This window comes from Achromobacter sp. ACM02, from assembly GCF_014851605.1.
Taxonomy (GTDB): domain Bacteria; phylum Pseudomonadota; class Gammaproteobacteria; order Burkholderiales; family Burkholderiaceae_B; genus Achromobacter; species Achromobacter aegrifaciens.
Genome location: NZ_JACUZY010000004.1, coordinates 717,616 through 744,140, shown reverse-complemented (window position 1 = coordinate 744,140; position 26,525 = coordinate 717,616). Strand labels below are relative to the sequence as shown.

The 26,525-nt window shown below is 66.5% G+C and carries 23 protein-coding genes and 1 tRNA gene; 8 read left to right on the top strand and 16 right to left on the bottom strand.

Features of this window, described 5'->3' with window-relative positions:
- Nucleotides 1-156: 156 nt before the first annotated feature.
- From IB258_RS15930 to IB258_RS15915, 4 genes are all read right to left on the bottom strand, one after another.
- Entirely contained in the window at nucleotides 157-783 is a 627-nt protein-coding gene (locus IB258_RS15930) for a hypothetical protein (protein WP_012416083.1), read from the bottom strand.
- 61 nt (nucleotides 784-844) lie between these two features.
- On the bottom strand, nucleotides 845-1,972 hold the full coding sequence (locus IB258_RS15925; protein WP_192352857.1) for a site-specific integrase: 1,128 nt from the start codon (nucleotides 1,970-1,972) through the stop codon (nucleotides 845-847).
- Nucleotides 1,973-2,106: 134 nt separating this feature from the next.
- Nucleotides 2,107-2,191: transfer RNA gene (locus IB258_RS15920), tRNA-Leu, on the bottom strand.
- Between the two features lie 169 nt (nucleotides 2,192-2,360).
- A complete protein-coding gene (locus IB258_RS15915) occupies nucleotides 2,361-3,749 on the bottom strand; it encodes a uracil-xanthine permease family protein (RefSeq protein WP_054459298.1) in 1,389 nt (462 codons plus the stop codon).
- A 172-nt stretch (nucleotides 3,750-3,921) separates the two neighbouring features.
- On the opposite strand from IB258_RS15915, the gene IB258_RS15910 reads away from it, so the two are divergent.
- The 4 genes from IB258_RS15910 (at nucleotide 3,922) to IB258_RS15895 (ending at nucleotide 9,191) form a co-directional block, all read left to right on the top strand.
- On the top strand, nucleotides 3,922-5,325 hold the full coding sequence (locus IB258_RS15910) for a DKNYY domain-containing protein (protein WP_192352856.1): 1,404 nt from the start codon (nucleotides 3,922-3,924) through the stop codon (nucleotides 5,323-5,325).
- Between the two features lie 172 nt (nucleotides 5,326-5,497).
- Nucleotides 5,498-7,396 (top strand): molecular chaperone HtpG, encoded by a 1,899-nt coding sequence (gene htpG, locus IB258_RS15905; protein ID WP_192352855.1) that lies wholly within the window; start codon nucleotides 5,498-5,500, stop codon nucleotides 7,394-7,396.
- A 263-nt stretch (nucleotides 7,397-7,659) separates the two neighbouring features.
- Nucleotides 7,660-7,929 (top strand): helix-turn-helix domain-containing protein, encoded by a 270-nt coding sequence (locus IB258_RS15900; protein WP_119450477.1) that lies wholly within the window; start codon nucleotides 7,660-7,662, stop codon nucleotides 7,927-7,929.
- On the top strand, nucleotides 7,926-9,191 hold the full coding sequence (locus tag IB258_RS15895; protein ID WP_192352854.1) for a type II toxin-antitoxin system HipA family toxin: 1,266 nt from the start codon (nucleotides 7,926-7,928) through the stop codon (nucleotides 9,189-9,191). Before IB258_RS15900 ends, IB258_RS15895 begins: the two co-directional genes overlap by 4 nt.
- A gap of 39 nt (nucleotides 9,192-9,230) precedes the next feature.
- Here the strand turns inward: IB258_RS15895 and IB258_RS15890 are convergent, their stop codons facing one another.
- The 6 genes from IB258_RS15890 to IB258_RS15865 form a co-directional block, all read right to left on the bottom strand.
- On the bottom strand, nucleotides 9,231-11,348 hold the full coding sequence (locus IB258_RS15890; RefSeq protein WP_192352853.1) for an acetate--CoA ligase family protein: 2,118 nt from the start codon (nucleotides 11,346-11,348) through the stop codon (nucleotides 9,231-9,233).
- Nucleotides 11,349-11,365: 17 nt separating this feature from the next.
- Nucleotides 11,366-12,361: an acryloyl-CoA reductase gene (locus tag IB258_RS15885; protein WP_192352852.1), complete on the bottom strand. Its 996-nt coding sequence runs from the start codon at nucleotides 12,359-12,361 to the stop codon at nucleotides 11,366-11,368.
- Nucleotides 12,362-12,379: 18 nt separating this feature from the next.
- Nucleotides 12,380-13,543 carry an acyl-CoA dehydrogenase family protein gene (locus IB258_RS15880; protein ID WP_192352851.1) on the bottom strand — a complete coding sequence of 388 codons (1,164 nt, stop codon included), beginning with the start codon at nucleotides 13,541-13,543 and terminating at the stop codon, nucleotides 12,380-12,382.
- 3 nt (nucleotides 13,544-13,546) lie between these two features.
- Nucleotides 13,547-14,518, bottom strand: a complete 972-nt coding sequence (locus IB258_RS15875) for a tripartite tricarboxylate transporter substrate binding protein (protein WP_192352850.1) — start codon at nucleotides 14,516-14,518, stop codon at nucleotides 13,547-13,549.
- 18 nt (nucleotides 14,519-14,536) lie between these two features.
- The gene (locus tag IB258_RS15870) at nucleotides 14,537-15,520 is read right to left on the bottom strand and encodes a tripartite tricarboxylate transporter substrate binding protein (RefSeq protein ID WP_119450472.1); all 984 of its coding nucleotides are present in this window, start codon (nucleotides 15,518-15,520) and stop codon (nucleotides 14,537-14,539) included.
- Between the two features lie 63 nt (nucleotides 15,521-15,583).
- Entirely contained in the window at nucleotides 15,584-16,750 is a 1,167-nt protein-coding gene (locus IB258_RS15865; RefSeq protein WP_175212700.1) for an acyl-CoA dehydrogenase family protein, read from the bottom strand.
- Between the two features lie 184 nt (nucleotides 16,751-16,934).
- On the opposite strand from IB258_RS15865, the gene IB258_RS15860 reads away from it, so the two are divergent.
- The 3 genes from IB258_RS15860 (at nucleotide 16,935) to IB258_RS15850 (ending at nucleotide 19,881) form a co-directional block, all read left to right on the top strand.
- The gene (locus IB258_RS15860; RefSeq protein WP_119450470.1) at nucleotides 16,935-17,732 is read left to right on the top strand and encodes an IclR family transcriptional regulator; all 798 of its coding nucleotides are present in this window, start codon (nucleotides 16,935-16,937) and stop codon (nucleotides 17,730-17,732) included.
- Nucleotides 17,722-18,495 (top strand): IclR family transcriptional regulator, encoded by a 774-nt coding sequence (locus IB258_RS15855; protein ID WP_192352849.1) that lies wholly within the window; start codon nucleotides 17,722-17,724, stop codon nucleotides 18,493-18,495. Before IB258_RS15860 ends, IB258_RS15855 begins: the two co-directional genes overlap by 11 nt.
- Nucleotides 18,496-18,681: 186 nt before the next feature.
- Nucleotides 18,682-19,881 carry an MFS transporter gene (locus IB258_RS15850; protein WP_054459320.1) on the top strand — a complete coding sequence of 400 codons (1,200 nt, stop codon included), beginning with the start codon at nucleotides 18,682-18,684 and terminating at the stop codon, nucleotides 19,879-19,881.
- Nucleotides 19,882-19,960: 79 nt separating this feature from the next.
- On the opposite strand, the gene IB258_RS15845 is transcribed toward IB258_RS15850, so the two are convergent.
- The 4 genes from IB258_RS15845 to IB258_RS15830 are packed head-to-tail and all read right to left on the bottom strand — an operon-like array spanning nucleotide 19,961 to nucleotide 24,123.
- Nucleotides 19,961-21,271, bottom strand: a complete 1,311-nt coding sequence (locus tag IB258_RS15845; RefSeq protein WP_119450466.1) for an MFS transporter — start codon at nucleotides 21,269-21,271, stop codon at nucleotides 19,961-19,963.
- A gap of 42 nt (nucleotides 21,272-21,313) precedes the next feature.
- The gene (dgoD, locus tag IB258_RS15840; protein WP_054459324.1) at nucleotides 21,314-22,462 is read right to left on the bottom strand and encodes a galactonate dehydratase; all 1,149 of its coding nucleotides are present in this window, start codon (nucleotides 22,460-22,462) and stop codon (nucleotides 21,314-21,316) included.
- A complete protein-coding gene (locus tag IB258_RS15835; RefSeq protein ID WP_054459326.1) occupies nucleotides 22,459-23,112 on the bottom strand; it encodes a 2-dehydro-3-deoxy-6-phosphogalactonate aldolase in 654 nt (217 codons plus the stop codon). The genes dgoD and IB258_RS15835 overlap by 4 nt, the downstream gene beginning before the upstream one ends.
- Nucleotides 23,113-23,121: 9 nt before the next feature.
- Nucleotides 23,122-24,123: a 2-dehydro-3-deoxygalactonokinase gene (locus tag IB258_RS15830; RefSeq protein WP_192352848.1), complete on the bottom strand. Its 1,002-nt coding sequence runs from the start codon at nucleotides 24,121-24,123 to the stop codon at nucleotides 23,122-23,124.
- 334 nt (nucleotides 24,124-24,457) lie between these two features.
- Here IB258_RS15830 and IB258_RS15825 point away from each other — a divergent pair, with 334 nt between their 5' ends.
- Entirely contained in the window at nucleotides 24,458-25,276 is an 819-nt protein-coding gene (locus IB258_RS15825) for an IclR family transcriptional regulator (protein ID WP_192352847.1), read from the top strand.
- A 17-nt stretch (nucleotides 25,277-25,293) separates the two neighbouring features.
- Here the strand turns inward: IB258_RS15825 and IB258_RS15820 are convergent, their stop codons facing one another.
- On the bottom strand, nucleotides 25,294-25,914 hold the full coding sequence (locus IB258_RS15820; protein WP_192352846.1) for a glutathione S-transferase family protein: 621 nt from the start codon (nucleotides 25,912-25,914) through the stop codon (nucleotides 25,294-25,296).
- A 16-nt stretch (nucleotides 25,915-25,930) separates the two neighbouring features.
- Complete coding sequence (ampD, locus tag IB258_RS15815) at nucleotides 25,931-26,509, bottom strand: 1,6-anhydro-N-acetylmuramyl-L-alanine amidase AmpD (protein WP_119450465.1); 579 nt, start codon at nucleotides 26,507-26,509, stop codon at nucleotides 25,931-25,933.
- Nucleotides 26,510-26,525: the final 16 nt, after the last annotated feature.

Genomic DNA, 26,525 nt, shown 5'->3' with positions numbered 1-26,525 from the left:
TGAGAAGAGCCACGTCGATCACTCCTGTCTCCTGCACGGGTACCGAGCAGGATAGTGTTCACGAGGTGGGTCAGAATTAGATGCAAATCAAACGTAAAAGTGGGTCAACTCTGCCTGCAAATCAACACTTTTCGATTTGGAACTGCGTCAGGGGTGTTATCCGCGCTTGAACAGGCGCTCGTGCATCCATCCATCGTTGGTCAGGATGACAGCCGCCTTACCCTGGATATCTCCCTGCGTCTGTTCCGCAAAATTCTTGTAATTGGCACGCATGCTTTCCGATTTGGCCCAATCATCTGCGCCCTCTACCTTGTAGCGGTAGTTCACCTGCGACAGCTTTACGCCCATCATGTCGCTGGGTTCAGTGAAGTTGCTCACTTCCACAACGGTGTACTTGCCAGTGCAGAAGGCATCTTGTCCAGCCATCGTATTGGCACCATTGGCGACGAGAAATTTCTTGCCGGTGTCAGTGATTTGATACTCGGTGGCCGGCTCCATCTTGTTGCCAAACATGGCTTTGACTTCGGTGTCTCGCTTCGTCAGCAGCCCGGCATCGACCAGCGCGTCGGCGCGCTTCTTGCTCTGACCGCCCAGCATGTCTTGATTCGCCAGAGTGAACGGCAAGCCCTTAGCAGGAATCGCAGCGCATAGGCCCTTTTGAGTGTCCAGGTATGCCTGTATGGCCTTGCTGAAGTTGCTCTTGTTGGCGTCCTTGGCGCTGCCGCACGCGGCAAGGGTAAGAGCAAGGCTGCTGATGGCGACGATCTTGATAGCGGTATGCAAAACTAGCTTCCTCTCTAGGTTAAGACAATCGGTTATTCATTATGGCAACGCGATGGGGCGATTATGCGTTGTTCTCTGTTTGGGGGTCGGCCTCACTCCGTTGTTTAGAAGTGGACGGCGCGCGCCGCGCGAGGCGGTCCAGCTTCTGCACCAGGTCTTCGGCACGAAGATGCGTATAACGCTTGAGCATCTGCATCGACTTGTGGCCGCTGATGGCTGACACCTCCTGATCGCTCAAGCCGGCTTCCACGAACCGGCTGACAGCCTCGTGCCGCAGGTCGTGAAAGCGAAAGTCTTCGAGGCCCGCTGCTCGCTTGGCATCGGTCCATGCTTTGTCGAACAGGTAGGGGCGCCGTATGCCATCCCGGCCGGGTTCGCCGAAGAACACCAGTTCGGTTTCGGCTGGGCGCAGGGGGTTGGCCAGTGCCTCCGTGAACGCGCGCGTTGCCTCGGTAGTGAGAGGAACGGTGCGGGGAGAAGAGTTCTTGGTGTGGTCCAGCCGCACGACGCGCCGCTCGATGTCCACTTGCCGAATACGCAGCGTCGCAATCTCGGACAGCCGCATGCCGGTTTGAACGGCAATGCGGACGATCCATCCGAACATCGGGTTCGAGTGCTTATCGACGGCTTGCAGCAGCCTGGTCTGTTCTTCGGGAGTCAATCGCCGGTTGCGGCCCGAGCCGGGGGCAGGGCGACGAATGTTGGACACGGGATTGAAGGGCAGGCCGATGCCCCATTCCTTGATCGCGACGGTGAACAGGTGGCCTAGCAGGGCCAGTTCCAGGCGTACCGTGTTGTTACTGCGAGGCCGTAGCTTGCCATTCTTGTCCGGGTCGCCCGCCAGTCGCATGTCACGGAACTGCGCCACGATCTCGGCGTTCAGAGCGGCCAGCGAATATTTGCCAAGATGCCGGATGATGACCTGTGCCTTCTTGTGTTCGCCGGCTTGGGTGGAGGCCCGCTTGGTGGGCGTGACTTCCTTGAGGTAGCGGGTCAGTGCCGCTTCGACGGTCATGCGCTCGGCCGGCGCCCGCTGGATGTATACGCCGCGCACCATTTCGTCTTCGGTACGGCGCGCCCAGTCTTCGGCGTCGCGCTTGGTGCGGAACGTCTTGGCCGTGGCCGGCCAGCCTGTCTTGCGAATGAGGGCTTTCCAAGTGCCCGAGGACGTCTTAACAATCGTAGCCATGAGTACTCCGTATGAGGCTAGCGCCGCATCACTGTACCGAAACTGTACCTGACCACAATTTTAGGAAAATCCCCCGGTGCGGGGCTTGTACTGCGAAATCTTCTAATGGCTTGAATTAGCAGAAGATTTGGTGATGGTGCCCGGGGCCGGAATCGAACCGGCACGCCTTGCGGCGGGGGATTTTGAGTCCCCTGCGTCTACCAATTTCACCACCCGGGCTAGGAGGTCGCGGACACGTCCAGATGACGGTCGCGGGAGAAGCGAAGACGGCGATTATATGCGGTCTGGGAAAAATTGTCAGGCGGCCCTGGATCCAGCCATCTGACGGGGGCCAGTCCCTCCGCACACAGGCGCAGGCCGGGACCGGCTTTCCGAGGAATCCGCTGCCTTACTTCTTCTCAGGCAAAAACCAGTTCATCACCAGCGCGCAGATGCCGCCGGTGGCGACGCCCGACTCCAGCACGTTCTTCACGGCATGGGGCAGGTGCGACAGGATCTCCGGCACTTGCGACACGCCCAGGCCCAGGGCCAGGGACACGGCGATGATCAGCAGGGCGCGGCGGTCCAGGTGGATGCCGGCCAGGATGTTGATGCCGGACGCGGCGACCGCGCCGAACATGACCATGGCGGCGCCGCCCAGGACGGGTTCAGGCACGGCCTGCAGGATGCCGGCCACGGCCGGGAACAGGCCCAGCAGGATCAGCATGCCGGCGATCCACACGCCGACGTGGCGGCTGGCGATGCCGGTCAGCTGGATCACGCCGTTGTTCTGTGCGAAGACCGAGCTGGGGAAGGTGTTGAAGACCCCGGCCAGGAGCGAATTCGCGCCGTTGACCAGGACGCCGCCCTTGATGCGCTGCATCCACAGCGGGCCTTCGACGGGCTGCTTGGAGACCTTGCTGGTGGCGGTGACGTCGCCGATGGCTTCCAGGGACGTGACCAGGTAGATGATCAGCATGGGCACGAACAGCGCCCACGAGAAACCCAGGCCGAAGTGCAGCGGGGTGGGGATCTGGAACAGGGCGGCTTCGCGGGCGCCGGTGAAGTCCAGGCGGCCCATGTAGGCGGCTGCGATGTAGCCGACGGCCAGCGCCAGCACCAGGGCGGTGCTGCGCACCCACACGACCGGCACGCGGTTCAGCAGGATGATGGTGCCCAGGACCAGGCCGGACAGCGTCAGGTTCTCGGCGCTGGCGAAGGTGCCGTTGCCCATGGCGCTGTAGCCGCCGCCCATGCTGATGAGGCCGACCTTGATCAGCGTCAGGCCGATCAACAGCACCACGATGCCGGTGACCAGCGGGGTGATCAGGCGCTTGACGAAGGGCAGGATGCGGCTGATGCCCATTTCAACGAAGGAGCCGGCGATGACCACGCCGAAGATGGCGGCCATGACGGCTTCGACCGGGGTGCCTTGCTTGACCATGACCGAGCCGCCAGCGATCAGCGGGCCGACGAAGTTGAAACTGGTGCCCTGCACGATCAGCAGTCCGGCGCCCAGGGGGCCGAAGCGCTTGCACTGGACGTAGGTGGCGATGCCGGAGATGACCAGCGACATGGACACGATCAGGGTGGTGTCGCGGGTGCTCACGCCCAGGGCCTGGCAGATCAGCAGGCCGGGGGTGACGATGGGAACCAGGATGGCCAGCAGGTGCTGCAGGGCGGCGACAAAGGCCACGGGAGGCGCGGGACGGTCGTCGGGGCCGTAGACCAGGTCAGGGCTGGGGTCGGCGTCGGATGAGCCGTGGGGGGCGGGTTGGGTCAGGGAGGCGGGTTGCATGGCGGATGGGCCGGCCAGGGATGGGTAGGGGAGGAAAGTGCGGGATTTTAGCGGGGAAGGCCCCGTGCCGTCCGGGGACGGACCGGGAGGGGGGCGCAGGCGCGGGCCGGGATCTCCGCCGCTGGTTAGAATCCCTGGTCGCCAATCAACGGCAGGTCAGCCCCGCCACTCCATGCAAAAACGCGCCAAATGGGCCGTGATCACGCTGGTTCTGATCATCGCCGCGCTGCCGATGTTCCTGTTGTTCTGGTTGATGGACGGCGACGACTTCGCGGCCGTCGACCGTGGGCAGTCTTACGGCAACAGCATCTATAAGAATTATCAGGGCGGCGTTTACGCCGCGGTCCCCAGCAACGGCTATTACCGCATGGACGAGGCCGATCCGGCCAGTTTCGCGGCCTTCGATACCGGGGCTTTCGACGGCAGGCAGGCGGCCAGGGACCAGCGGCACGTGTACTGCGGCAACCAGCTCCTGCCTGACATGAAGCCGGCGTCGGCACGCTACCTGGGCAACAGCTATTTCAGCGACGGCGCGGTTACGGTTTTCTGTTCGATGCACAGTGTGCGCAACGAGGAACTGGGCATGCTGGACGAGTTCTGGCAGAAGATCCAGTACCGGGCGGACGCCGGCCCCAAGCCGCAGACCTACCTGTATCCGTTCGTCGTCCTGCCGGCCAGCGCCCGGCCCTACCGGCCGTTGCTGGACCGCGAGCTGGCCACCGACGATGTACGCGTGTACTACCGCGGCCGCGAAATGCCGCAGGCGGCGCCCGCTTCGCTGCGCCGCCTGCCTGCAGGCCGGGATGGCGACGTGCGTTCCAGCGACGATTTCTTCGCCGATGGCCGCCGCGTCTATTTCCACGAACAGTTGCTGCCGCTGTCGGATGATCCCGCGCTGTACACCTTCATGGTGGGCGACCTGTACCGCCAGCCCTATCTGCAAGACCCCCGCGACGGCATGGTGTATGTGGGCGCGCAGCCCTTCGACGCGGCGCATGCGCCGTACCGCCTGCTGAACGAGCACGGCCGGCATGTGTACCAGGCGCTGTTCCGCAGCAAGGACGGCATCTTTTTCTACAACACGCAGACGCGGCAGGTGGAACGGGCTGGCGACGATCCCTTCGCCTCGGGATCCTTCACCGAGCTGTCGCCATACGTGTACACGGACGGCAAACAGACGTTGTTCCTGCAGGCGCAGGAAGTTTGGGCCCGCAACTCGCGGGGCGGGGGCGGTGGGCTGGTGTCCCGTTCCACGCTGGTCAACCAGCTGGCGGATGCGCCGGCTGGGGAATGGATCAAGCGCGGCGCGGTTTATCACAACTTCGGCACGGTCTGGCAGAAGGGAGAGAAGCTCTATTACCTGGATGAGCTTGGACCCTCGCAGCTGATTTCCCATTCGATCTATCAGATCATGGACCGCGGCGCGGCGGATTTCCTGCTGAGTTCGCAAGAAACACGGCAGATCACGGTTGCCGACATACGCAAGCTGGTCCGGGCCGGCAAGCTGGCGGTGCCGCAGTATGAAGCCGTGCTGGAAGCCAAGACACGTTACCGCAAGGTGTTCTCGATTTTCTGAGGCGCTGCCGCCACTCCCCAAAAGGGGAGGCTAGAACCTGCGGGGGTTTTTTTGCCCGCCCTTGAAAGTGCGCCATTGGCCCCCACATCAGTAGGGTTTCCCGGCGGCCGCGCGGGCCAGATGTCCCGGCAGCCAATAACCGTCCCTAATTTTTACCTAGCCACGTAGAACTATGAGCCAAACCGCCACGCCTTCCACGTCCGAAACCCTGGGGTTCCAGGCAGAGGTGAAGCAGCTGCTGCACCTGATGATCCATTCGCTGTACAGCAACAAGGAAATCTTCCTGCGCGAGCTGGTGTCGAACGCATCGGACGCCTGCGACAAGCTGCGCTTCGAGGCCATCGACCAGCCCGAACTGCTGGAAGGCAATGGCGAACTGGCCATCACGGTCAGCTACGACAAGGCCGCCCGCACCATCACGATTTCCGACAACGGCATTGGCCTGTCGCGTGAAGAAGCCGTGGCCAACCTGGGCACGATCGCGCGCTCCGGCACGCGGGAGTTCTTCTCCCAGCTGACCGGCCACAAGCAGAAGGACGCGCAGCTGATCGGCCAGTTCGGCGTGGGCTTCTATTCGTCGTTCATCGTGGCCGACAAGGTCACGGTGGTCAGCCGCCGCGCCGGCGCCACGGACGCGATCCAGTGGGAATCCGACGGCCAGGGCGAATTCACCATCGCCGCTGCCGAGAAGGCCACGCGCGGCACGGACGTGACGCTGCACCTGCGCGCCGACGAAGACGAATTGCTCAACGGCTGGAAGCTGCGCGAGATCCTGCGCCGCTACTCGGACCACATCTCCCTGCCCATCCGCATGGCCAAGGAAGAGTGGGACCAGGAAAAGGGCGAGCAGGTCAAGACCGAAGAACTGGAAACGGTGAACCAGGCCAACGCGCTGTGGGCCCGCAGCAAGTCGGACGTCACGGAAGAGCAGTATCGCGAGTTCTACAAGACGGTGTCGCACGACTACGACGACCCGCTGGCCTGGACCCACAACCGCGTCGAAGGCCGCAGCGAATACACGCAGCTGCTGTACGTGCCCAAGCATGCGCCCATGGACATGTGGGACCGCGACGGCCGCCACGGCGTGAAGCTGTACGTGAAGCGCGTCTTCATCATGGACGACGCCGACCAGCTGCTGCCGTCGTACCTGCGCTTCGTGCGCGGCGTGATCGACTCGGCCGACCTGCCGCTGAACGTGTCGCGTGAAATCCTGCAGGAAAGCCGCGACGTGCGCGCCATCCGCGAAGGTTCGGCCAAGCGCATCCTGTCGCTGCTGGAAGACATGGCGGAGAACAAGCCGGAAGACTACGCCACGTTCTGGTCGGAGTTCGGCCAGGTGCTGAAGGAAGGCGCGGGCGAGGACTCGGCCAACCTGGAACGCATCGCCAAGCTCATGCGTTTCGCCTCGACCCACACGGGCGACCAGGCCCAGACCGTGTCGTTCGCCGACTACGTGTCGCGCATGAAGGAAGGCCAGGACAAGATCTACTACGTCACGGCGGATACCTTCGCCGCGGCCAGCAACAGCCCGCATCTGGAAATCTTCCGCAAGAAGGGCATCGAAGTCCTGCTGTTGTCGGACCGCGTGGACGAATGGATGCTGTCCTATCTGCGTGAATTCGACGGCAAGTCGCTGGTGTCGGTGGCCAAGGGCGGCCTGGACCTGGCCGAGCTGGCCGACGAGGAAGAAAAGAAGCACCAGGCCGAAGTGGCCGAGGACTTCAAGCCGCTGGTCGAGCGCCTGCAGAAGACGTTGGAAGACCAGGTCAAGGAAGTGCGCGTGACGCTGCGCCTGGTGGACTCGCCGGCGTGCGTGGTGGTGGGCCAGAACGAACTCAGCCCGCACCTGCTGCGCATGCTCAAGGCCGCCGGCCAGGAAGCGCCCAACGTCAAGCCGGTGCTGGAAATCAACCCGGAGCACCCGCTGCTGGCCCGCATCCGCGCTGCCGAAGACGGCGAATTCGACCAGTGGGCGCGCCTGCTGCTGGATCAGGCGCTGCTGGCCGAAGGCGCGCAGATCGCCGACCCGGCCGCGTTCGTGAAGCGCTTGAATGCGTTGCTGCTGAAGTAAGCGGCGCATCCGCTTGAAGAAGGAAAGGCGCCCCTTGGCGCCTTTTTTTCGTTTGGGAGACGTTTCACAAGCAGGGATCAAAAAATTACCGATCGGTAATTTTGTACAAAAAACCCGCTTGGATTGAAAAAATTATTCCCGTTCGGTAATTTTTTGGCCGTAGAAAAATGTGCTGCGGCAAATTTTTTCCCGCTCGGTAATTTTTTCCTGCGCCAATCAAATTTTTATCCTAAAATTACCGATCGGTAATTTTGGAGGCGGCCATGCCCTCGCAAGATATTCCTGCCGAGCTCGCAGGCGGGGCCGGCGTAACGATCCGCACATCGACCGAACTGGGCGAATTGGTGAAGGCGGTGCGGCGCTCGCAGGGTTTGCTGCAAGCGGACTTGGCTGGCCTGTCTGGCACCGGCAACCGCTATGTGGTGGATCTGGAGCGCGGCAAGCCCACGCTGCAATTGCAGAAGGTGCTGGACATGCTGGATCTGCTGGGCCTGGAAGTGCAGGTAGCGCCCAAGCGCCCGAGGCTGCCGTGACCGTCGCTGACGCGCTGGACCTCTATCACGCTGACCGCAAGGTCGGCCGCTTGTTCGACGAGCGGCCGTTGCGCTTCGTGTACGAAGATGCCTGGCTGAATTGGTCTGGCGCGCATGCCATTTCGCCGTCGGTGCCTCTGCGCAGCGGCGATCATGCGGGCGATGTCGTGCATGCTTTTTTTGAAAACCTGTTGCCCGAAGGGCATGTACGCAAGTTTCTGCAGGTCAGCCGCCATGCCACCACGGTCTTCGGTCTGCTGCGCAGCGTGGGCGGGGATACCGCCAGCGGGTTGACGATACTGCCGCAAGGGGAGCGGCCCGCGCCGGCGCGCCACCGGGTTGCTACATGGCAGGACGTGACAAAGCGCCTGCAAAACGTGGCCGTGCCCGCGCTGGCGGCGGAGAACGCCGAGGGCGCCCGCATTTCTCTGGCCGGGGCGCAGGACAAACTTCTATTGACGGTCATGCCCGATGGTTCGCCAGCGATACCCGAGGGGGCTGCACCGTCCACGCATATTCTGAAGCCGGATATTCGCGGCCTCGATGGCGTATGGTCATCGGCCCTGAACGAAACGCTGGTCATGCAGTTGGCCGCCAGAATGGGCCTGGGCGTGGCGGAAGTCCGCTATCAGCCCGATACGCGCGCATGCCTGATTACCCGGTATGACCGCAAGCCTGACGGCAAGGGTGGTTTGCTGCGGCTGCATCAGTTGGATCTCTGCCAGCTGGCTGGCAAGCCGTCCGACGTGAAGTATGAGTCCGATGGCGGTCCGTCGCTGCAGCAATGTCGGGAGTTGTTGGGAAGCATGGGCATCGGCGCGGCGGATTTGAAGCGATTCCTGCAATGGATATTCTTCAACTTGTGCGTCGGCAACAACGATAGCCATGCCAAGAACCTGTCCGTGCTGCAGACGCTAGATGGCCGATACCGGCTGGCGCCCTTTTATGACCTGATGTGCACGGGCATGTACTCCGGGCTTGCTCGCAATTTCGCGTTTGCGATCGGCGGTGAAGTGAAGCCGGGCAGCATCGGCGCGGAACATATCGCGACCATGGCTAAGGAGTTGGGTTTTGCCCTGCGCTACGTCAGGGCAGCAGGGGAGTCGCTGGTGGATGCGCTTCCCGTCGCCTTGGATGAGGTGCAGGCAGGACTGCTGGCGCAGGCGCCGGGGGGCGCGGAGCGCACGTTGATCGAGCGCTTGGGGCGTTGGATCAAGACCAACACCCGCAAGCATGCCAGGCGGTGGGGGATGGACGCGTAGCCGCCCGCGGCCGCATCGGCGCCACCGTCTGGGTGGCGCCTAGCCCCGCATCACCACCGCATCCAGTGCCACCACCCCTTGTCCCTCGGGCAGCGCCAGCAAGGGATTGATCTCCATTGAACTGAAGTCCTCCCGCCGCGCGTGGGCGTAGCGGGATAGCGCCGCCAGCGCGTCAGCCAGCGCATCGACGTCGCAAGGAGGCGCGCCGCGCGCGCCTTGCAGCAGCGCGTAGCCCTTGATCTCGCGGATCATCGCCAGGGCTTCCTCGCGACCGAAGGGGGCCAGGCGGAAGCTCACATCCTTGAGCACTTCGACGAAGACGCCGCCCAACCCGAACATGACGACCGGGCCGAACGCCGGGTCGCAATGCACGCCGGCGATGCATTCCACGCCCTTGGGCGCCATGGGCGCGACGAGCACGCCGTCGATGCGGGCGTCGGGCCGGTGCTGGCGCACGGCGGCCATGATGTCGGCATAGGCCTGCCGCACGGCGGCTTCGCCGCGGATGTTGAGCTTCACGCCGCCTACGTCGCTCTTGTGCGTGATGTCGGGCGATACCACCTTGAGCACGACGGGAGCGGCGTCGCCGTCCGTAGCAGCCAGCTCGGCGACGGCGCGCACTGCCGCGTCCACGTCGGCGGCCAGCGTGCACGGCGAGGCCGGCAAGCCGGCCTGGCGCAGCAGCGCCATGGCCTGGACTTCGTTGTAGGCGTCCAGCAATGGCGGTGTGTGCGCCGCGGGCATCGTGGGAGCATCGTCAACCACGTCGCTACCCGTATGAGCAGCCAGCCCGGCCACCGCGCCTATCGTGCGGATGGCGGCGCTGGGATCAGTGAACACCAGGCAGCCCAGTTGCTCCAGTTCCCGGCGGCGCGCGGGCGGAAACAGCGCGCTGATGGCCAACGGCACGTCTGGATGGCGGGCCTGCATCTGCATTGCGAAAGCCTCGAAGGTAGGCCACAAGGCTTCGGAGGATCCAGCGGCGGCCAGGAAGACGGCCAGCGCGTCGTAGCGTCCATCGGCCAGCATGTCGTCGGCGGTGGCCAGCAGCAGCCCGGGTTCGGACACGGCCTGGCCGGTGACGTCGACGGGATTGCGGCCGCTGGCGAAGGGCACGCGCTCCAGCAGGCGGGCTTGCGCTTCGGCGGCGGGCTCGGGCAGCGCCAGGCCAGTGTCGTCAGCCTCGTCGGCCATCAAGGCGCCCACGCCGCCAGAGATGGTGAAGATCCCCAGCCGGCGGCCCTGCGGCGGCTGTTTCCAGGTGTCCAGCGCATAGCCCAGGTTGAAGAATTCCTCGATGGTGCGCGCGCGCAGGGCGCCGTATTGGCGGAACAGCGCGTCGTAGACGGCATCATCGCCGGCCAGCGCAGCGGTATGCGAAGCCGCGGCTTGCGCGCCGGCCTGGGTACGGCCGATCTTGGTGACGACGACGGGCTTGCCAGCCGCGCGCGCCGCGGCCAGGGCGAGGCGCAGCTTGGCGCCGTCGCGGCAGCCTTCCATGTAGGCCATGATGACGCGTGTATCGGCGTCACGAGCCAGCCATTCGATGCAGTCGGCCACGTCGATGTCGGCCTCGTTGCCGGTGCTGATCCAGTGCGACAGGCCCAGGGCGCGCTCGCGCGCCATGCTGTAGGCGTAGGCGCCGAATGCGCCGCTCTGCGACACCATGCCAATGCCGCCGGCGGCGACGATGCCGTTGGCGGGGGCGGGCGAGAACGTTGCGTAGACATTGCGCCGCACGTTCATGAAGCCCAGGCAATTCGGCCCCAGCAGGCGGATGCCGCGCTCGCGCGCGATGGCGCAGAGCCGTTCCTGTTGCGCGGCCCCTTGCGCGCCGGTCTCGGAAAAACCCGAGGTGAACACCACGGCGGCGCCTACCTGCCCGGGCCGGGCGCGTTCCAGCGCCTGCGCGGCATGAGCGGCCGGCACGGCCAGAATGGCCAGGTCCACCTCCGCGTCCAGCGCGTCCAGGCCGGGTACGGCTGGCAGGCCGGCGATGGCGTCTGCGCGCGGGTTGACGGGGATAATGCGGCCGCCGTAGCCGTGCTGGAGCAGCAGCTTCACCGGCATCGCGCCGATCTTGCCGGGCGTGGCCGAGGCGCCGACGATGGCGATGCCTTGCGGATTGAAGAGGCGGGACAGGGAAGAGTCAGTCATGATGTGGCGATGAAAAATCAGGAGTAGCGCACGACGCTGCGGCCCGTACTGCCGCGTTCGAGCATGGCGGCCAGCGCTTGCGGCAGCTGGCGGGGTTCGATGACGCGCGCGATCAGGTCCAGGTGCGCGGGGCGGTATTCGGCGGCGAGCTTGTTCCATACCTGGCGCCGCAGCGGCATGGGGCTGTTGGCGTTGATGCCCAGCAGCTTGACGCCGCGCAAGATGAAAGGGATGACGGTGGTGGGCAGTTCCGCGCCGCCGGCGTTGCCGAAGGCGGCGGCCACGCCGTCTGGCTTCAGGCTGGCCAACGCGTGGGCCAGCAGCGGCCCGCCCACGGAGTCGACCACGCCGGCCCAGCGCGCGCTCATGAGCGGCTTGATGCCGGCCGACAGGTCGGGCGGGGCAATCACCTCTTGCGCGCCCAACGAGCGCAGATATTCCGCCGCATCCGGCTTGCCGGACATGGCGCAGACGCGATAGCCGCGCTGGCTCAGGATGTCGATGGCGACGCCGGCGACGCCGCCGGTTGCGCCGGTGACCAGGACCTCGCCTTGTTCCGGCGTCAGTCCGCAATGCTCCATCCAGTGCAGCGAGAGCGCCGCGGTGTAGCCCGCAGCGCCCAGCACGGCCGCATCGCGCAGTCCAATGCCGGCGGGCAGCGGCAGCACCCAGTCGTGGCGCACCCGCGCATACTCGGCATAGCCGCCGTCGCAATCCACGCCGATGCCGAAGCCATGCACCACGACCTCCTGGCCGGGCGCGAGCGCAGGGTCGGCGGAATGCACAACGGTGCCAGAAAGATCAATGCCGCCGATGCGTGGATACTCGCGGATGATGCCGCCGCGCCCGGCCTGGGCCAGCGCGTCCTTGTAGTTCAGGCCGGCATAGGCCACCTTGATGAGCGTGTCGCCCGCGGACAACTGGTCCGCGGTCAGCGTGTCGAAACGGCCCTGCGGCGGTTCGCCCGCCGCGCCTGCGTGCAGGCGGTAGGCCTGGAATTCGGGATTTTCCATGTTCGTCTCCTTAAGGGATCAGGCCAGCAGCCGGCGCGCCAGCGTGGCGCGGTGCAGTTCGTTGGCGCCGTCATAAATGCGGAAGGGGCGCATCTCCTGCCAGACCATGGATACGGGCGTGTCGTCCGAGAGGCCCGATGCGCCCATCATCTGTACGGCGCGGTCGGCCACGCGGTTCACGGCCTCGGACACAAAGACCTTGGCCATGGCGCTGTGCTGTTTCACCGACAGGCCTTCGTCCATGCGGGCTGCGCAGTCCAGCGTCATGAGGCGGCTGGCATGCAGGTCGATGTGGGAGTCCGCGACCATGGCCTGGATCTGTTGCAGGTCAGCCAGGCGCGCGCCGAAGGATTCGCGCCGCACCACATAGGCCTGCGCCGTCTCCAGCGCGCGCCGGGCGCGGCCGATGTAGCGCATGCAATGGGACAGCCGGGCAGGTTCCAGCCGCAGCTGCGCATATTCCAGGCCGCGGCCGGGCTCGCCCAGCACGGCCTCGTCACCGACCTCGCAGTCTTGCAGCAGGATTTCGGCGTGGCCGCCGATCTGGTAGCCCGTCACCATGCCGATGTCGCGCACCACCTGGTAGCCCGGCGTGTCCGCCGGCACCAGGAACAGCGTGGCGCCGGTATCGGTGCGCGCCAGCACCAGCGCGAAATCCGCACCCACGCCGCCGCTGATGAATTGCTTGTGGCCGTTGAGCACCCAGCGTCCGTTGCGCCTTTCGGCGCGCGTGCGCAGCATGGACGGATCGGAGCCGGCGCCGGGGGCGGGCTCGGTCATGGCGAAGCAGGCGCGCTGTTCGCCGCGCACCAGCGGCGCGAGGAAGCGCTCCTGCTGGGCGGTGTCGCCCAGGCGCAGCAACGTCAGCATGTTGGGCTGGTCGGGCGCGGCGCAGTTCAGCGCGGCGGGGCCCAGGAAGCCGCGCCCCGCTTCTTCCAGCACCTGTGCCAGGGCGCGCCAGCCCAAGCCCAGTCCGCCCCATTCCTGCGGCAACTGGGGCGCATACAGGCCGGCCTCGCGGGCCTGTACGCGCAATTGGGCGACGCAGCGATCCAGCGCGGCCACGTCGCGGGCAATGGCGGGGGACTCGGCCGGTATCGCCACCTCGTCGACGAAGCGGCGCACGCGCGCGCACAGGTCTTGCAGGGCGTCGCCGCCGTTGCGTTCTGGCTTGGACTGCATGGTTTATTCCTCGATCTTGACGCCGGCCTGCTTGACCACGGCGCGCCATCTGTCGGTTTCGTCGGCGATGTGCCGGCCGAACGCTTCGGCCGTGCCGCCCGTGGCTTGCATGCCCAGCCCGCTGAAGTAGCTGCGCACTTCCGGATCGGCCAGCACGGCGTTGATCTGCCGGTTCAGCAGGGCGACCACGTCCTTGGGCGTACCGGCGGGCGCCATCACGCCCCACCAGGACGAGGCCGACATCGGCACGCCCAGTTCAGCCAGCGTGGGCACGTCGGGCAGCTCGGGATTGCGCGTTTGCGAGGCGATGGCGACGGCGCGCAGACGTCCCGCCTTGACCTGCGCATACACCGGCGGCAGGTTGTCGAAGCTCATCTGGACCTGGCCGCCGACCAGTGCGGTGGCGGCTTCGCTGCTGCCCTTGTACGGAATGTGCCGCAGCGCGATGCCGGTCTGGTGCGCGAACTGTTCGCCTGCCAGATGGGGGATGCTGCCCGTTCCCGCAGTGGCGAAAGTCAGCCCCTGCTGCTGCGCGGCAGCGCGCTTCAAGTCTTCCAGGCTGCGTATCGGGCTGGCTGCGGGCAGCAGCAGGTAGACCGGCACATCCGTGGCCCAGACCACGGGCGTCAGGTTCTTCTTCACGTCATAGGGCAGCTTGGCGTACAGCACGCTGTTGGTCGCCAGGTTGGCGGTGCCCATCAGCAAGGTGTAGCCGTCGGGCGCGGCGCTGGCGACAAAAGCGGTGCCGATCTGCGTGGCGCCGCCGGGCTTGTTTTCCACCACCACGGGCTGGCCCAGCAAGGGGGCCAGCTTGCGGGCGATCATGCGCGCCGCGGTGTCGGTGCCGCCGCCGGCCGCGTAGGGCACGATCAGGCGCACCGGTTTGTCGGGGTAGGCGGCGGCCTGCGCCGCCCCGGCCGCGCCCAGCAGGGCCACGGCGCACAGTGCGCGCAGCGTTCGGATCAAGGCTTGCATGGCGGTCTCCCGGCGGGTTTACTGGATGCGGGTGCCGGTGGACTGCACCAGCTTGCCCCACCAGGCGGTTTCGTCGGCGATCTGCTTGGCGAACTCGGCGGGCGTGCTGGCCAGCGGTTCCGCGCCCAGCTCCTGGAAGCGGGTGCGCAGCTGCGGGTCTTGCAGCGCCTTGACCACGGCGGCGTGCAGCCGTTCGATCACCGCGGGGTCGGTGCCGGCAGGCGCCATCAATCCCTTCCAGGCCATCACCACAAAGCCCTTCTGGCCGGCTTCATCGAAGGTGGGGATGTCGGGCGCGGCGGTGGCGCGCTGGTCGCTGGGCACCGCCAGCGCGCGCAGGCCACCCGCCTTGACCTGCGGCAGCAGCGCCGGCATGTTGTCGATCATGAAATCGATGTGGCCGGCCACCAGGTCGGTGATGGCGGGGCCGGTGCCTTTGTAGGGCACGTGCTCGGCCTGGATGCCGGTCTGCTGCTTGAGCAGTTCGCCAGCCAGCTGCGCGGGCGAACCGTTGCCGGGAGAGCCGAACGACAGTTTGCCGGGGTTGTTGCGCGCGTACTGCAGGAACTCCTCTAGCGTCTTCACCGGCATGGACTTCGTCACCACCATCAGGTTGTGTTCGCGTTCCAGGCAGGTGATGGGCGCCAGGTCCTTGGCCGGATTGAACGGCATGTTGGCGTACAGGCTGGGATTGATGACGGTGGGACCGGCAGCGGCCAGCAGCAGTGTGTAGCCGTCGGGCGCGGCGCGGGCCACGAAATCGCCGCCGATGTTGCCGCCAGCGCCGGGCTTGTTCTCCACAATGACCGGCTGGCCCAGGATGGGATGCAGCGCCTCGGCCAGCAGGCGGCCCAGGATGTCGGTCGAGCCGCCCGGGGCGAAGGGCACGATCAGCCTCACGGGCTTGTCGGGATAGGCGGCCGCGGCTTGCGGCGGCAGCGCCGCGCAGGCGAAGGCGGCGGCCATGGCGCCGATCCACTTCGGCAGGTGCTTGTGCAGCATGATGGAAGTCTCCTTTGGTTTGGCGGGCCGCCGGCTTCTTGCGGCTGCGGTCCCTGTATTGCCCTAGCGGCCGGGCGTGTAGCCCGCCTGGCTCAGCGTATGGCGGGCGATGTTCAATTGATGGATCTGGCTGGTGCCCTCGTACAGGCGGAACAGGCGCACGTCGCGGTAGAAGCGTTCGATGCCGTGATCGGCGATGTAGCCGTACCCGCCATGCATCTGCACACATCGGTCCGCCACGCGGCCACACATCTCGGACGCGAAGTACTTGCAGATCGAGGCGTTCAGCGTCACGTCCTCGCCCGCATCGCGCTCTCGGGCGGTTTGCAGAACCAGCGCGCGGGCGGCCTGGATCTCGGTCTGGCAGTCGGCCAGCATGGCCTGGATCAACTGGAAGTCCATCAGCGGCTTGCCGAACTGCTGGCGCTCGGCCACGAAGCGCAACGTGTCGTCCAGCATGCGGATCGCCGGGCCGATGCACAGCGCGGCCAGATGGATGCGCTGCTTGTTCAGCACCTTCATGGCCGTCTTGAAGCCCACGCCTTCCTGGCCGCCGATGATGCAGTCTGCCGGCACGCGGCAGTCCTCGAAATGCACGGCGGAAACCGGCGATCCGGCCTGGCCCATCTTGTCGTAGGGCTGGCCGGTGGACAGGCCCGGCGTGCCGCGCTCCACGATGAATGCGGTGATGCCCTTGGCGCCCGGCGCATCGGGATCGGTGCGCGCCATGACGGTGAACAGGCCCGCCAGCGGGGCATTGGTGATGAAGCACTTCTCGCCGTTCAGCACGTAGTGGTCGCCGTCGCGCACGGCGGTGGTGCGCAGCGCAGTGGCGTCGGAACCCGCCTGCGGCTCGGTCAGGGCGAAGCAGCCGGTCAGTTCCCCGGAGGCCAGCCGCGGCAGGTAGCGGGCCTTCTGCGCGTCGGTGCCGTCCGCCACCAGCGCCTCGGAGCCGATGCCCGTGTTGGTGCCGACCCGGGCGCGAAACGCCACCGAGCATTGCGACAGTTCCATGGCCGCCAGGATCAGCTCCTCGGTCGTCATGCCGGCGCCGCCGTATTGCTCCGGGATGGAATAGCCGAACAGTCCCTGCGCGGCCATGCCGGCGACCAGGTCCTGTGGCACCTCGTCCAGGCGGGCGACCTCGGCTTCGCGCGGCGCCAGTTGCTCTCGCACGTAGCGGCGCAGCGATTCGAGGAATTGCGGGAATCCGTCAGGGTCCCTGATCATGGCTAGTCTCCGTTTCATCATGGGCGCTGATGCGTGCCGCGCCGTGTTGAATCCAGGCTAGCAAAAGGCCGCGGGATTTGAGACAAGTGTTTTGATATCTTGAACGCATGGCGGGCCGTCGCTGCTCTATGATCGGCAGGGACAGACCGCGCATTCCGCGCGCGCCGCGCCCAGGACCTCCACCATGACCACCCGCCCCGGCGAGCGCCATGCCGACCCCGCCTTCGCCACCACGCTGGCGCACGGCTTGTCAGTGCTGCAGGCGTTCCGGCATGGCGAACCCGCGCTCAGCAACCGCGAACTGGCGGACCGCACCGGCCTGTCCAAGGCCACGATTTCACGCTTGACCACCACGCTGATGCAGCGCGGCTTGCTGCGCTACGACGGGGGCTTGCGGCGGTACCGGCTTGGCACGGCGGTGTTGTCGCTGAGCTACCCGCTTCTGGCCAGCATCAAGGTTCGCCAATTGGCGCGCCCGCTGATGAAGCGCCTGGCCGATGCGGCGGGCGGCTCGGCCTCGCTGGGCATGCATCACGGCCTGAACATGGTGTACGTGGAAACCTGTCGCGGCCATGACGCCGTGTCGTTCCGGCCGGACATCGGCGCCTTGCTGCCGCTGCTGCCTTCGGCCATGGGGCGCGCCTGGCTCGCGCAGGCGCCGGCGGACGAGGCTGAGCCCTTGCTGGCGGCGCTGCGGCGCCAGGATCCCGCCGTCTGGCGGCGTCACGCGCCGGACTGGGAGCAGGCTCAGCGCGACTACGCCGAGCATGGCTATTGCGTGGGGCAGGGCGACTGGCACTCGGACGTGCACGCGGTGGCGGTGCCCATGCGCACGCGGGTCGACGGCCAGGCGCTGGTGTTCAACTGCGGCGTGCCCGTGACGCGGCTGCGGCCGGGCGACCTGCGCGGCCGCATCGCGCCGCGTCTGCTGACGCTGGTGGCGCGCGTGGAAAAAATGCTGGAGCGCCAGAATGACGCATGACCAGGACCGGGAATTCACCACCACGCTGGCGCGCGGCATCGATATCCTGGCGTGCTTTCGCGCCGACCGCCCAGTGCTGGCGAACAAGGACTTCGCGCAGCAGACCGGCCTGTCGCGCAGCGCCGTGGCGCGCTTGACGCATACGCTGGTTGAATTGGGTTTTCTGCAACGCGAGGGCGAGCCGGCGCGCTACCGGCTGGGCGCCTCGGTGCTGGCGCTGAGCTATCCCTTGCTCGCCAGCATGCAGATCCGGCAATTGGCGCGGCCGCTGATGAAGCAGCTGGCCGACCACGCGCGCGGCGCCGTGTCGCTGGTGGTGCGTGACCGCCTCCAGATGGTGTACGTGGAGACGGCCCGCTCCAACGAAGCCTTGCAGACGCGGCCCGATATAGGCGCGGCGCTGCCGCTGTTGTCCAGCGCCGCCGGCAAGGCTTGGCTGGCGCGGGTGTCGGATGAGGAGCGGGCGGTCGTCCTGAACCAGCTGCGCGTGGCTGATCCCCGGCACTACGAGGCCCACCTCCCCAGCCTGGCGGCCGCGCGCCGCGATCTGGAGCGCAAGGGCTATTGCGGCAACAACCTGGAGTGGCGGCCGGACGCCTATGGCTTTGCCGCGCCGCTGGGCAGGCCCTATCAGTCGTTGCTGTATGTCTTCAATTGCGGCGTGCCGGCGCAGGACGGGCCTTACCGCGAGCGCGCGGCCGACATCGGCCCGCGCCTGGTCGCCCTGGCGCGCGAGACGGAAAGGTTGCTGGGACTGGCCTGAGACGAATCGGCCCCTTTTCGTGATTCATGACTCCAGGTCAAAAGTGTTTCGCTGTTTCCTGCCTTTTTTCGCAAGGATGACGGCGGCATACTGGACGCCTGTCTTCCGATCCGGGTTTTCCCGCGTGCCGGCCCCTTTGCGCCGGCCCGCTCTCCCGGTCGGCGCAATCGAACCCAAGGAAACCAGATGAATCCCCAGGACTCCCAGCCGGTGAAGGCCGGCCTGCCATTGCTGGCGCTCGCCGTCGGTGCCTTCGGCATCGGCGTGACCGAGTTTTCTCCCATGGGCCTGTTGCCCGTCATCGCCGAAGGGGTGGACGTGTCCATACCCAGCGCCGGCATGCTGATCAGCGCCTACGCCATCGGCGTGATGGTGGGCGCGCCGCTGATGACGCTGGCGCTGTCGCGCTGGTCGCGCCGCAACGCCTTGCTGGTGCTGATGGCGATCTTCACGGTGGGCAACGTGCTGTCCGCGCTGTCGCCCAACTACACGACGCTGCTGTTGGCGCGCCTGGTCACCAGCCTGAACCACGGCGCCTTCTTCGGCCTGGGTTCGCTGGTGGCGGCCAGCGTGGTGCCGCGCCACAAGCAGGCCAGCGCCGTGGCCACCATGTTCCTGGGGCTGACCATAGCCAACGTCGGCGGGGTGCCCGCAGCCACGTGGCTGGGCCAGGTCATAGGCTGGCGCATGTCATTCGCCGCGACCTCGGTGCTGGGCCTGATCGCGATGCTGTCGCTGTGGTTCGCGCTGCCGGCCGGCGAGGCCGGACGCCGTCCCGACATCCGCCGCGAGCTGGCCGTGCTGAAGAGCCCGGTGGTGCTGGTGGCCCTGCTCACCACGGTGCTGGGCGCGGGCGCGATGTTCACGCTTTACACCTACGTGGCGCCGACCCTGGCCGAACTGACGGGCGCATCGCCCAACTTCGTCACGGCGATGCTGGTGCTGATCGGCATCGGCTTCACTATCGGCAATACGGTGGGCGGGCGTTTTGCCGACCGTTCGCTGGATGGCAGCCTGATCGCCTTCCTGGTGCTGATCATCGCCGACTTGCTGGCATTCCCGTGGCTCGCTACGACGCAGACCGGCGCCGCGATTGCGCTGCTGATCTTCGGTTTCGGCACGTTTGCGGTGGTGCCGCCGCTGCAGATGCGCGTCATGCGCGCCGCCACCGATGCGCCGGGGCTGGCGTCGTCAGTGAACGTGGGCGCCTTCAACCTGGGTAACGCGGTAGGCGCCGCAGCGGGCGGGGGCGTGATCTCGGCGGGCATGGGCTATGCCGCGGTGCCGGTCGCCGGCGCAATCATCGCCGCAGCGGGTCTGGGCCTGGTGCTGTGGCAGCGCGCCAGCAACCAGCGCCAACGCAAGCTGGCGATGCAGGGCTGCTGAAGCCGCGACGCGCAGCAAGTAAACAGGGCGCCTGTGCATGCAGGCGCCCTTTCTTCATGCAGGGAAATCGCGGCGTCGCTCAGGCCTCGATCCGTTCCACCTTCCCCACCAGCAGGATGTACGACAGCGCACCCAGCAGGGCCAGCGATGACACGTACACGATGGCGGGCGCGAAGCTGTCCTTCGTCACCAGGAAGCCGATCACGATGGGCGTGCAGATCGACGACAGGTTGCCGACGAAATTGAACACCCCGCCCGTCAGGCCCAGGAGGCGCACCGGCGCCAGCGTGGACACCAGCGACCAGGTGATCGACGCCAGGCCGTTGCCGAAGAAGGCTACGGCCAGGAAGAAGATCACCCAAGGCGTGGAGTCGGTGAAGTTGGCGCCGATCATGGACGTGGATATCAGCAGGCCCAGGATGATGGGCAGCTTGCGCGCCAGGCCGACGGTGGCGCCGCGGCGGATCAGGAAGTCGGACAGCACGCCCGAGCACAGCACGCCGATGAAGGCCGCCAGGAAGGGCACCGACGCCAGGAAGCCGGACTTGATGAAGTCCATGCCGCGGTACTTGACCAGGTAAGTGGGGAACCAGGTCAGGAAGAACCACAGCGTGGACGTCAGGCAGAACTGGCCCAGGTACACGCCCCACAGCTTGCGCTTGCTCATGACCAGGCCCAGGTCGTTCCAGTTGAACGGGGCCTTCTTTTCCTTGACGCTGCGGTCCAGGTCGACCACGCCGCCGCCCTGCTGGATCAGCTCGATTTCCGCCGCGTTCGCGCCCTTGAACTGCCGCGGCTCGCGGTAGATCATGAACCACAGCACGCCCCATACGATGCCCAGAAGGCCGGTGCTGACGAACACCATGTGCCAACCGTAGTGGTGCTGCAACCAGGCCAGCACCGGCGTCAGGAACGCCAGGCCGACGAACTGGCCCGAGGTATAGAAGCCGATGGCGGTGGCGCGTTCGCGTTCCGGGAACCAGGTGGTGACGACGCGGTTGTTGATCGGATAGGCCGGGGCTTCCAGCGCGCCCACGGCCAGGCGCAGCACGAACAGGATGACGAAGCTGCCGGCAAAGCCCATGAAGAACGTGGCTGCCGACCACAGGATCAGCGCGGCCGCGTACAGCACGCGCGGCGACACGCGGTCCACCAGCCAGCCGCCGGGGATCTGCATGGCGGCGTAAGTCCAGCCGAAGGCCGACAGGATCAGGCCTTCATGCACGGTGTCCAGGCCGAACTCGTCCTTGAGCGCGGGTGCTGCGATCGACAGGTTGCTGCGGTCCAGGTAGTTGATGACGACGGTGATGAACAGCATCACCATGATGAGGTACCGGCTGCGCGTGGGGCGCTGGGCGCCCTGCAGGCCGGCGTGGGTGGCAGTGGACAAGGGATGTCTCCTCTTTCTCTCTATCGGCTGATTTTTATCGGCTTACCATTCGGCGAAGCTGCCGTCGGCGTGGCGCCAGATCGGGTTGCGCCAGCGGTGGCCCACGGCGGCGCGTTCCTTCACGTATTCCTCGTTGACCTCGATGCCCAGGCCCGGGCCTTGCGGAATCGCGACCATGCCGTCTTCGTAGGCGAAGACTTCGCGGTTGCTGACGTAGTCCAGCAGGTCGTTGGCGGCGTTGTAGTGGATGCCCAGGCTTTGTTCCTGGATGAAGGCGTTGTAGCAACCGGCGTCGATCTGCAGGCAGGTGGCCAGCGCGATCGGGCCCAGCGGGCAGTGCAGCGCCAGCGCCACGTCATAGGCTTCGGCCATGGCCGCGATCTTGCGGGTCTCGGTGATGCCGCCGGCGTGCGACGGGTCAGGCTGGATAATGTCCACATAGCCTTCGGACAGCACGCGCTTGAAGTCCCAGCGCGAGAACAGGCGTTCGCCCAGCGCGATCGGGGTGGAGGTCAGCGGGGCCAGTTCCTTCAATGCTTCGTAGTGTTCGCTCAGCACGGGTTCTTCGATGAACATGAGCTTGAACGGGTCCAGCTCCTTCATCAGCACCTTGGCCATGGGCTTGTGCACGCGGCCATGGAAGTCCACGCCTATGCCTACGTTGGGGCCGACCGCGTCGCGCACGGCGGCCACGTTCTCCAGGCACTTCTCGACCTTGTCGAAGGAATCGATGTACTGCAGTTCCTCGGTGCCGTTCATCTTCACGGCGGTGAAGCCACGCTCCACGGCGCTCTTGGCGGCCGCGGCGGTGTCGGCCGGGCGGTCGCCGCCGATCCACGAGTACACGCGGATGCGGTCGCGCACGTTGCCGCCCAGCAGCTGCGACACGGGTACGCCCAGGTCCTTGCCCTTGATGTCCCACAGGGCCTGGTCGATGCCGGCCAGCGCGCTCATGTGGATGGCGCCGCCGCGGTAGAAGCCGCCGCGGTACAGCACGGTCCAGTGGTCTTCGATGTTGCGGGGGTCTTTGCCGATCAGGTAGTCGGATAGTTCCTCGACGGCGGCGGCGACCGAATGGGCGCGGCCTTCGACGACCGGTTCGCCCCAGCCTACGATGCCGGCGTCCGTTTCAATCTTCAGGAAGCACCACCGCGGCGGCACGATGTAGGTGGTGAGCTTGGTGATCTTCATGCTTGGGTCTCCTGGGCGGGATAGGCGCGTTGCCAGGCCGCGATGAATGCGCGCGCGTTCTGGCCGACTTGGGCGGCCGACAGGCCGGGTTTGTACAAGGCGGAGCCCAGGCCGAAGCCGCTGGCGCCCGCCTGGGCGTAAATCGCGATGTTGTCGGGCGTGATGCCGCCCACGGGCGCCAGCGCGATCGGCGGGCGCAGCACGGCGCGCCAGGCCTTCAGCACGACGGGGCCGAGTTGTTCGGCCGGAAACATCTTCAGCACGTCGGCGCCGGCCGCCAGTGCGGCGTAGGCTTCGGTGGGCGTGGCCACGCCGGGGCAGGAGGCCATGCCTAGCGCCTTGGCCGCGCGGATCACTGCGGCGTCGCTGTGCGGCATGACGATCAGTTCGCCGCCGGCCTGCTGCACGCGGGCGCAGTCCTCGGGATCCAGCACGGTGCCCGCGCCGATCAGGCAGTCGGTGGGCAGCGCCGCACGCATGGCGCGGATGCTGTCCAGCGGATCGGGCGAATTCAGCGGCACTTCGATCAGGCGAAAGCCCGCGGCATAGAGTTCCTGCCCTATGGCTTCGGCCTCGGCGGGCTTGATGCCGCGCAGGATGGCGATCAGGCCGCAGTGGGCCATGGCGGTTTGCAGACCGGGATGGTTCATGTTTGGTTCCTATTCCGTGGAGGGCGAGGCGATCAGCCCGGCGCAGATGGCCAGGTGCCACAGGCCGCGCTCGGTGGCGTTCTGCGCCTGTTCGGGCGTGCCCAGGCCGTAGTGCTGCATGGCCTGGATGTAGCGCCGGCACAGCGCGGGGTCGCCGCAAAGCACGATGCGGGGCAGTTCGCCCTGCTGCTGCAGCATGTCGGCAAGCGCCGCGATTTCATGGCCGATGAGCAGGCCCGACAGATAGTCAGCCTGCGCTTCGGGCGCCAGTTCGCCGGTCAGGCCGAGCGCGCGCGTGCTGAAGATGGTGGACAGCACGCCCGCGCGGCCGGCGGGCGCTCCGGCAACTTTCAGGCCGCGCTCGAAGGCGGCCATGTCGGCGCTGGTGGCGTCGGCCATGGTCCGGCCCAGGATGGTGTGGCCGCGCAGCGCCGCGTAGACCTCGCCGGTCATGAAGGTGTCGAAGTGGGTGACGCGGCCGCGGCGGGCGCTGACCCACTTCGAATGCGTGCCGGGCAGGCCTATCAGGACGCTGTCGGCGCTGCGGGTCGCCTGGTCCGCCATCACGCCGACGACCTGGGTTTCTTCGCCGCGTATGACGTTGGGCAGGCCATGGCGCTGGATCAGGCCGGGCACGATGTGCAGGGCAGGGCCGTCCTCGCGTTCGACCTTGGTCAGCAGCGTGCCGATGCGCTGCAGGTCGACCGGCACGTCCAGGTAGGCGGCTTCCTTCCAGCCCTGGGCGCTGCCGACCATGCCGCAGGCGATCACAGGCAGGGCCGGTTCGGCGCGCAGCCAATCGCCGCAAGCCTGTTCGAAGGCCAGCTCGAAGCCCGACAGGGCGGTGGTGGCGGCGCCGTCCTGCAGCGGCTGCGGCAGGCGCATGATGCCCCAGGGCAGATGGCGCGTATCCAGCGTGCGGCCGGCGGCATCCAGACGGTAGGCGCGCAGCGAGGAGGTGCCCCAATCCAGCGCGATAAGCGCCGCGCGGGCGGGAGATCCGGTAGTCATCAGAAGCTGTCTCGTTTCCGGCCGCAAACCGGGCTGCGGACGCGCGGTGAGGCTGGCGCGGGGGCAGGGCTCTGCGGACCTTGTTGTCTCAGGCCCGCCGGATGTTCGTGAGCACGCGGCGGGCGATGGGAAAAATTCTAGATCAGCGCTTGAAAAATCTCAAAATATAGAATTAAATCCCACATACAGGGAAAGAACGGTGATGAGGCGCGCTCCCTGCGCCTGGAGCATCCTCCGGGCATATCGCCCGGAAAGCGCGCCTTTTCCCCGCATCTCGCTGCGATGGTGGCGGTTATGCTTGCAATCGTTCTCTTTGTCGCCCGGCCCCGCTTTCATGATCTCTACGCAGACTCCCGACCGTACGCCCACCCTGGACCCCGATGGCGCCGCGCCCGCCGGCACGCAGACGCTGATGCGCGGCCTGGCGGTGGTGCAGGCCGTGTCCGGCGGCGCGCGCGACCTGAAGGAAATCTGCGCCCGCATCGGCGTGGCGCGCAGCACCACGCACCGGCTGGCCAGCTGCCTGGTGCAGGAACGCTATCTGCGGTCCCTGCCCGGCGTGGGCTATGTGCTGGGGCCGAAGCTGATCGAACTGGGTTTCCAGGCGCGCGAAGCCTTTCCGATGGCGACGCTGGCGCGTCCTTATCTGGACAGCCTGGCGGAACAGACGGGCGACACCATCCACCTGGCCGTGCGCGACAACGACGAAGTCCTGTACCTGGAAAAGATCCCCGGCAAGAAGGGGCTGGAGATGCGCTCGCGCGTGGGGCACCGCATGCCGCTGGCCGCCACGGGCGTGGGCAAGGCCTTGCTGCTGGATACCGAAGAGCCGCAGTGGAAAGCGCTATACCGTGTCGGCGCGCCGGTGTCGTCGCGCGCGGGAGGCGGCAGCCAGACCTGGGAGGCCTTCCGCGACCGTATGCGCGACTATGCCGCCCACGGCTACGCGTTCGACCTGGAAGACAACGAACCGTCGATCCGCTGCGTGGCGGCGCCCGTGCGCGACGCGTCCAGCGGCATCGTCGCCGCCATCAGTGTGTCCAGCACGGTGCCCTATATGTCGCTGGATCGCATGCGCGACATGGTCGCCGTGGTGCAGGGCGCCGCAGCGGGGATTTCAGCGGAACTGGGATGGAAGGTGGACCGCGGCTGAGGCCGCGGCCCTGTGTCTTATTCCAGCGGCAGCGTCAGCACGCCCTGCGGGGCCGGACGCATCATGACGCGGCGGTACCAGGCCGACAGCGCCGGCGTGTCCGGTCGTTCGATCGGCAGGGCCAGCCAGCGGTGGGCGGAGCAGACCAGGGCGATATCACCCATGGTCAGTTGGCGGCCGGCGATGAACTCGCGGCCCTGCAGGGCCTGGTCCAGGATCAGGGCACGGACATTCGAACGCTTGACCGAGTTCTCGATGGCGGCGCGGTCGCGCTTTTCCTCGGGTGTGCGGATCAGACCCAGGAACGCCGGACCCATGACGCCCTGCCATTCGGTGGCCTGCCAGTCCATCCAGCGGTCGGCGTCGGCGCGCAGGCATACGTCTTCCGGCCACAGGCTGCCGACGCCGTAGCGCGCGGACAGATAGCGCACGATGGCGTTCGATTCCCACAGCACGAAGCCGCCGTCGTCGATGACGGGGACCGTACGGTTGGGATTCAGCTTGGCGAATTCGGGCGTATCGACCACGCCGAACGGACCGCCAGCCTGCGTGAAGGAGTGCGGCAGGGCCAGTTCGCGCACCGCCAGCATGACTTTCTGAACGTTGACGGAAGTCAGGCGTCCCCAGATCTTCAACATAACCATTCCTTTAGTGTCAGACGGGCGGCAGCTGCCGCCGTGCAAAGCCGCTGTCGCGCGAGAAGCGCGTCCAGTTGAAAGCGGGTCCGGGATCGGTCTTGCGGCCCGGGGCGATGTGTTCATGGCCCCAGGCGGCGGCCAGCGGATGGCGCGCGCGCAGAGCCGGCGTCAGCTTGCGCAGCGCCAGGTATTGCTCTTCGGCATAGGGCAGGGTATCCGTGCCCTCGAGCTCGATGCCGATGGAAAAGTCATTGCAGCGTTCGCGGCCGGCAAAACGTGACACGCCCGCATGCCAGGCGCGTTCGTCGGTGGACACGAACTGGATGATGCTGCCGTCGCGGCGGATGAAGAAATGCGCCGACACGCGCAGGCCGCGCAGCCGTTCCAGCCAGGGATGCGAACCGTAGTCCAGCGTATTCAGGAACAGCCCCGCGACTTCAGGGCCGCCGAAGCGCCCCGGCGGCAGGCTGATGTTGTGCAGCACCAGCAGCGACGCCTGCGCGCCGGCAGGGCGCGCGTCGCAGTTGGGGGAGGGCATGAGCGAAACACCCGGGGCTGGCGCCAGCCAGCCATGACGATCCAGAAGCAAGGCCATGGGAAGAGAGCATGCG